Origin of the sequence: Mesorhizobium sp. M0587 (assembly GCF_040320945.1) — a bacterium.
In the GTDB taxonomy this organism is placed as follows: Bacteria; Pseudomonadota; Alphaproteobacteria; order Rhizobiales; family Rhizobiaceae; genus Mesorhizobium.
In genome coordinates this window covers 1-6676 of record NZ_JAMYQP010000084.1, presented here as the reverse complement: position 1 = coordinate 6676, position 6676 = coordinate 1, and the positions used below count along the sequence as shown (strand labels likewise).

5 protein-coding genes and 1 pseudogene are annotated in these 6676 nt (G+C 58.5%); 2 read left to right on the top strand and 4 right to left on the bottom strand.

Annotated features, from left to right (window positions below; all coding sequences use genetic code 11):
• Window positions 1–419 precede the first annotated feature (419 nt).
• Window positions 420–1346, bottom strand: a complete 927-nt coding sequence (locus tag NKI49_RS32945) for an ArsR/SmtB family transcription factor (RefSeq protein WP_352608389.1) — start codon at window positions 1344–1346, stop codon at window positions 420–422.
• A 267-nt stretch (window positions 1347–1613) separates the two neighbouring features.
• Between NKI49_RS32945 and NKI49_RS32940 the strand changes: the two genes are divergently transcribed.
• The gene (locus NKI49_RS32940; RefSeq protein WP_352608391.1) at window positions 1614–1829 is read left to right on the top strand and encodes a hypothetical protein; all 216 of its coding nucleotides are present in this window, start codon (window positions 1614–1616) and stop codon (window positions 1827–1829) included.
• Window positions 1830–1939: 110 nt separating this feature from the next.
• The gene (locus tag NKI49_RS32935; protein WP_352695925.1) at window positions 1940–2872 is read left to right on the top strand and encodes a permease; all 933 of its coding nucleotides are present in this window, start codon (window positions 1940–1942) and stop codon (window positions 2870–2872) included.
• Here the strand turns inward: NKI49_RS32935 and NKI49_RS32930 are convergent.
• From NKI49_RS32930 to NKI49_RS32920, 3 genes and pseudogenes are all read right to left on the bottom strand, one after another.
• A pseudogene (locus NKI49_RS32930) lies at window positions 2869–3325 on the bottom strand (thioredoxin domain-containing protein); the annotation flags it as partial. The gene NKI49_RS32935 and the pseudogene NKI49_RS32930 overlap by 4 nt on opposite strands.
• A 125-nt stretch (window positions 3326–3450) precedes the next feature.
• Window positions 3451–4764, bottom strand: a complete 1314-nt coding sequence (locus tag NKI49_RS32925; RefSeq protein ID WP_352695923.1) for an HlyD family type I secretion periplasmic adaptor subunit — start codon at window positions 4762–4764, stop codon at window positions 3451–3453.
• Complete coding sequence (locus tag NKI49_RS32920; protein ID WP_352695927.1) at window positions 4739–6265, bottom strand: type I secretion system permease/ATPase; 1527 nt, start codon at window positions 6263–6265, stop codon at window positions 4739–4741. Before NKI49_RS32920 ends, NKI49_RS32925 begins: the two co-directional genes overlap by 26 nt.
• Window positions 6266–6676 lie beyond the last annotated feature (411 nt).

Below are 6676 nucleotides of genomic sequence, written 5' to 3'. Positions count from 1 at the left end.
AATGTGACGTCGCTCTGTTTTCAAAAGTTGCATGATCCTTACGGCTGCGGCCGGCAATCCTGGCGCTGATTGGCTGCAGACGTCGGTCGCGCCATCGGCGGCATCCGTAGGTGCCATGCTGCCCAATCCCGCAATGAAGATGAACGGCTGGGTGGCTGTCGCGAGAAGCTTCGCGAACCTCCGAGACCATGTTCGACCGGTGCCGCCTCGATCACCAAGCAGGTAGCGCCGACGCATATGAGGCAGTGAAGCGCGAAGCTGGCAGGCAAGACAAGATCGTCACGCCCATGCACAGACTTCAAGGGCGAGAGACGCCTCGTTGAGCGCGCTGTGACAGGCCCGAGCACTTCGGAAAAGGCTGAGCCACTCAATCTAGTTGCTTGTCACATTGCTAGGGTGACGGCTTCCAACGAGGCTTATCATCCGGTTTTGACCCTCAGCAGGATGTCCTGGTCATAATTTCCAAACCCCTTGCCGAAGATATTGATCCCGCCAGGACGCTTGGCGTCATCCTTCACGCCGATACGGACGCGGATTGAATGATGGCTTTTGAGGTCCAGTGCGGCGAGGCTGGTTTCCGAAATTCTGACACCGTCGACATAGGTGCCGTCGGTAGAAATCCGCCAATTCTTCAGCTTGCCATATTGAGAGCCCTTGAGCTTCCACCAGGACGGTGTGAAGACGCCGCGCTTGTCCCCGAAATCCCCGGGTGACGTCCAGGTGCCGACATCGGCGCCATTGATCGTCAGCGTAATGTCGGAGGGCCAGTCGGCGCTCGTGCCTGGCACTTCAGAGGATAGTTCTACCGCCACTTCCAGTTCGGTGATCTCGGCATTGGCTAGCTTGGCATTATTGGGAAACTGATATTCGACAAAGCCGCGCGTGAACCACAACAACCCGGCTTTCATACGATCCGGATCGAGGAAAGTGTTCGGCACATCGAGCAGACCAATGATGCCGTCCGGCGAACAGAGACCGCAGGGCGCCGTCACCTCGAAACCGGTGTAAAGTCCAATCGGCATCGACACTTCGATGGCGTTGTTCTTGAGCGCACGATATTCGCTCTTGAAGACCACGAGCACTTCCTCTGCGGTCGGATAACAGATCTTCTGGCTGCCCTTCTTCGCCTTCTGGTTCTCGGTGCGGATCAGTCCTGCATCCTCCAGCACCTGGATATTGGTCGACACCGTCGATTGCGGCAGCGACAGCACGGCAGCAATATCGTTAACATTCATCGGCCCTTTCTCATGCAGCAGCTTGAGCATGGAAATGCGCGCCGAAGAGGCTAGCCCCTTGAGGACGGCAATGCCTTCCTCAGGTTTTATAACCAAAAGCTTAGGACCCATTGATTTTCCAGTCTGTGCGGAAACTCTATGGAAAATAGACCTTATATCAGAATGTTTTTATCAATGCGTTGCGGCACGTCATCGGAGACGAACCAACTTCAAGTGGTATTCATTTTCCTGCTTGCACTGCCACTCCGTCGATCCGGACATGGCAATCGACATGGGTGATCCGGACATCGAAGTTGGTGAGGCTGCAACTCGGGTCTGGCAATTCATCCACGGAGCGCCTCAAGGCTGCAGGATTGGATATTAGGGCGCTACGCGAGCGTGGCGGTTGGCTTCGTGCGGCTGGGCAGCCAGGCGGCCAAATTCGGCCTGAAGCCCGGCGACGAGATCAACCAGGTGCTGGTGCCCGCCGAGCGACCGTCGCGCTACTGGTTCGCCATCCGGGCCACCGATCTTCTGGGCTCAAAGGCGGCGCGGAAAACATTGAATATGTTCTCACCCCGGCAGTCGTGGTCTATTTCATCGGCACCTACATGACGGCCATCACAGGCACCCCGGACGCATGGCAGCCGGTCTGGTGGCCCGTGGGCTACTTGATCTTTGTCGGGTTGAACGTGCGCGGCGTCGCACTTCCGTTCTGAGTTACCGTGGTCGTCACGCTCATCGCCCTGGCCATCCTGGTATTCTTCTTCTTCAGTGCGCTGGCGTGGGCACGATTCGACTTCGCCAAGAATGCGATGAATATCGGAGTGGGACCCGACGGCGCTGCAGTCGCGCTGCCGGAGGGGAACGGGCCTTTCCTGCCGTTCGGGCTGCGAGGTATTTTCGCGGCGATGCCGTTTGCGGTGTGGCTATTCCTCGCCATTGAGCAATCGCCACTTGCCTCCGAGGAATCGGTGGATCCCAAGCGTGATATGCCCAAAGGCATCATGCTCGGCATGTTTACACTCCTGGTCACAGGGGTCCTGATCCTGATCATCAACCTGGCCCTGCCCGACGGATCCTTTGCCTACGAAACGTCGGGTGAGCCTATCCTTGACGGCTTCAGGGTCATCTACGGAGCAGGCTGGGCGAAGGTCCTCGCGCTGTTCGCAGTTGCAGGGCTGGTCGCCAGCTTCCACGCGATCATCTTCGCCTACGGACGGCAAATAGTTTCGCTGAGCCACGCGGGCTACTTCCCGCATTTCCTGTCGGTAACCCATGGCGAGCACAAGACGCCCAACGTGGCGGTTGCCGCAGGATCGCTCGTGGGCTTCGTCGTGATGGTGGTGATCTGGTTTACCCAAGGCGGCGGGGCCGCCGGCACTTACATCGGCGGCACGCTCCTGAACATGGCTGTTTTTGGCGCTATGTTCTCGTATCTTCTGCAGGGGCTGACCTTCCTGCAACTGCGCCGTCGTTTCCCGAACATTGAACGGCCCTACAGGAGTCCCTTTGGAGTGCTGGGCGCGTGGCTGACCGTGATCATCGCCTTGATTACCATCGGCTTCCAGCTTACCGACCCGTTACACCTCCAGGGTACCATCGGCGTCGCCGTCTGGTATGCACTGGCCATCGTCTATTTCGGCGCCTATGCCTGATCGGCTTCCGTAATTTCATATCCCTCCTTCTTGTTGAGAAACTCGTCCATTGCCATCGGGTCCATAGGCTCGGGCAACTCACCCGGGAGATCGATACGGATCCCCATGACCTTGTCCATCCCGACCTCGCGCAAACCGAAAGCACGGTGCGATGCCCGCTCCGGGTCGGACGCAGCGAGAAGATCGGGTGTCGGATGGTAACGGAAATAGAGCCGTGCCCGCTCTACCGGCGTATTGACGACCGCCAGGCATTCGACGCCTTTCTCACCCAGGGCCGGCTTGAGTTGCGCCATTGCCGCGACACTGCGCCGGCAGAACGCACAGTGCAGGCCTCGAAACAAGCCGATCAACGATGGGTCAGCGCGATTTTGCCTTCGCGCAAGATCGCATGAGAATAATATTCGGCGCCCGGTCGCCCGGCTGCAGCGGGCGTTCGACATTACTCGTGGACATGGACAACCTCCTCAGAGGCGGAATCCAAGTGAGGAAAGTATGCCAGTACTTTCAGGATGTTTACTACCCACGTAGCCTGCGAACAACCAACAGAAATACCAACAATATATTTCTGTGGATTACTTTCATTCCTCGTGGAATGCCCGACTGATTTGGTCCGACAGCGGCTTCACAAAATAGGAAAGCGCCGTACGCTCGCCCGTCTGGACCATCGCTTCGGCCGGCATGCCGGGCACGAGCGTCAGGTCCTTGAGCTTCGTCAGTTCCGCATACGGAACCGATAGACGCACCAGGTAATACGAAATGCCGTTTTTTTCGTCCGTCGCCAGATCGGCTGCGATCCGGCTGACATATCCGTTCAATTCCGGCGTGGTTCTCAGATTGAAGGCTGACATCCGCAGCACGGCCTTGTGACCAAGCTGGATTTGGTCGATGTCCTTCGGGGTGATCCGTACTTCCAGCGCAAGATCGTCGCCTTCCGGCACGATTAGCATGATCGGATCGGCGGGCGTAATCACTCCGCCGACCGTATGAACTGCGAGTTGTTGAATGGTGCCTGACTGCGGCGCGACGATATCGATCCGTCGCAGTTCCTGTTCAGCCGCCACCTTGCGCTCACCATACTCCCCGATCTGCGCCTGAACCTCTCTGAGCTCCTGGCCGACTTCGGTCTTGAAATCCTGATCGATCTGCGGGATCTGCAGGCGCGTTTCGGCTATGCGGGCTGCTGTCTGTGCCTGATGTGCGATCTTCTCACCGCGTTCGCCACCGAAAGTGGCAACCTGGATCTTCAGGCTGTTCAACCGTTGGTCCGAGACAATGCCTTGGTCGCGCAGCCCACTCAGAACAGCAATTTCCTTTAGGAGAACCTCGATCCTTTTTTCACAGGCAATTTCCTGCGCCTCGAATCCTTCGATCTCGTGGTGATATTGAGTAATGTGTTCCGCCAGTTGCGCCTGCTTTCCGTCGCGGGATTGTCTGCGGAATTCGAACAGCAGCGTCTCGCTATGTATTGCCGAAGCCACGTCCGGAACATCTCTTCGGGCGAGCAGCCAGTCCGGGAAGGCGATCTCCGCGAGATCGTCACGTTCAGCATCGAGTCTTGCCTGGTAGGCGGCGAGCTCATCGAGCCGCTTGGTGACTATGGCGAGATTGGCGCGCGTCTGGGTGGCATCGAGCCGCATGAGGATGTCGCCGGCTTTCACTTTATCGCCTTCGCGCACCAGGATTTCTCCCACCACCCCGCCGGTCGGGTGCTGCACCTTCTTGACATAGGAATCGACGACAAAGTGTCCGGACGCGACAACCGCACCGGAGAGATTCGTGAAGGCCGCCCAGGCTCCGGCTCCTCCCACAAAGATTACGCTCGCCAGAAGGCCCGCCACCAGGTGGCGGCGAATGGAGCTGGAAACGTCATTGTTCTGATGAATGCCGGACACCGGGATCCTCCATGTCAGCGCGCTCTCCCACGTGATCCTGTGTAGACTGGATGGCGTTGACGCCAGCGCCTCGTGCCATCGCTGTCCCCTTCAGGACTTTGAAAAGCGCTTCATCACGCGCACCGAATGCTCGCTGCCGTCCACCTTCCATCACCAACACCAAATCCACGGCGCGGATGGCGCTCGGCCGATGGCAGACGACAACCGCAATGCCCTTGCGCTCGCGCACGGAGGCGATAGCCTTAACGACCGCAGCCTCGCCTTCCGCATCGAGATTGGCATTGGGTTCATCCAGCACAACAAGGAAAGGGTCTCGATAAAGAGCACGGGCAAGACCGATACGCTGGCGCTGCCCGGCGGAAAGTGCCGATCCGGCCTCACCGATCGGAGTTTCGTAGCCGTGCTCAAATCGGAGGATCAGTTCGTGCGTGCCCGCTGCTTTCGCCGCGGCGACAATAGCGTCAGGGTCAGGATTATCTTCAAAACGAGCAATGTTTTCGGCAATGGTGCCGTCGAACAGTTCAACGTCTTGTGGCAGATAGCCGATATGACGGCCTAGTGCTTCCCGGTCCCATTGATCAAGGCTTGCGCTGTCGATGCGAACCTTTCCGGCGACCGGCGCCCATGCGCCGACGATGGCGCGCGAGAGTGTCGACTTGCCCGAGCCCGATGCACCGATGATCCCGAGTGCGCTTCCCGCCTGAATGGCAAACGCAAGGCCGGTGACGGTCGGCTTCCTTTCGCCGGGCGGAACGATTGTCACGCCTTCGAGGCGCAGTTCGCGTTCAGGTGCAGGCATTGGCATAACAGGAGCGGATTCAGGAACCTTTTCCAAGAGGTCCTCCAGCCGCGCCCAACCTTGGCGCGCCATGAGGAAGGATTTCCAGCTTGAAATGGCCAGGTCGACCGGAGCCAGCGCACGCCCCATCATTATCGAACTGACAATCATGACCCCGGCCGTAGCCTCCTGTCTGATGACAAGGGACGCACCGACGGTAAGAATGGCCGATTGCACCTGCAGGCGCAGGTCGGCATCGCAAAGCGCTGTTGCCATGTTGTGGGCAACGGTATTCCGTATCGGCCGTTGCGAGAGAGTGTTGGCAAGAAGTGTCAGAGAGGTGAGACCGACCGCCGCGATAAGTGCCGTCATGCCGATCCAGAAATGAAAGAGGAAGCAAATGCCAAGATAAAGCAGCATCCATGGCAGATCGAAGAACGCTGTCGGACCGTTTCCACCTAAGAAGCCGCGAACATTGTCGAGATCGCGAAGCGGCTGCAAGCCGTCGCCCGGCATGCGCGTTGAAAGCGGAAGGCGAACGATCGCATCGTGAACGCGTCCGGAAAACTCTCCATCGAAACGCTCGCCAATCCGCAGCAGCACGCGGGCGCGCAAAATGTCGAGCAGGCATTGGAACGCATAAAGCCCCGCAGCAAGCACGACGAGCCCTACCAGCGTCGATACGCTGCCACTTGCCAGAACGCGGTCATAGACCTGAAGCATGAACAGCGGCGAGATCAGCGCAAGCACGTTGACCACGCCGCTGATCAACAGAATTCCCCAAATAGCGGAAGTCAGAGGGAAAGGTCTCAAAGCTGAATCCTTCAAGGAATGGCTTCTCACGTAAGTTCCGGAGGCTGGCGACTCAGCCCTATATTGCTCCCCGAACGGCGACCGACTGCATCCGCTCGCTGATTGAGGATCAGTGCTCCCGCCGAATATGTTTGGTCCCGGCATTTAATGGAGCGGGTCAACAACACCGTCCGGCTGAAGGTTTGGAAGGGCAACGTCATCGTGGCCGGCCGCAAGGGCCGGACAGGCTTCCGCCTCCACACCTTCAGGAGATTTCGGTGCACGACCAGCGCGACGTGCAGGGCTTCGTCAAGCTGTACACGCTGCGACTGCTCCCGGGCG